Here is a 414-nt window from a genome sequence, read left to right as displayed (position 1 = left end):
CATATTATCACCTAATACATTTGCATCCTCTATTTTACATTTTATTTTTACAACTTCTTCTCCTTTTTCAATAGTTTTTATTGTAAAACTTCTTCCAGGTAAAATATTAACATCTGATAAATCTAAATATTTTAGAGCCGTCATTTCATTTATACACTTGAAATCTTTTGCATTGACGTTTCCTAAAATCTTTAAATTTGTAATGTCTTGTTTTCGATATCCGTTTTTTTCTATTTTTTTTTTCCAACTTTCCCTTTTTAGAAACTGTTATACTTATACCATTCTTTAGCATTTCTAAATCAGTTTGGGAATAAATTGCAAAAACTGTTACAAAGAATACAATAAAAAATGTAATAAATCTATTCATGTTGTTCATAATTATATATATTTTAAACCCCTAAAATCATTTCATAA

It is taken from the genome of Bacteroides sp., from assembly GCF_019417265.1.
In the GTDB taxonomy this organism is placed as follows: Bacteria; Bacteroidota; Bacteroidia; order Bacteroidales; family Bacteroidaceae; genus Phocaeicola.
This window is presented reverse-complemented; position numbering follows the sequence as displayed.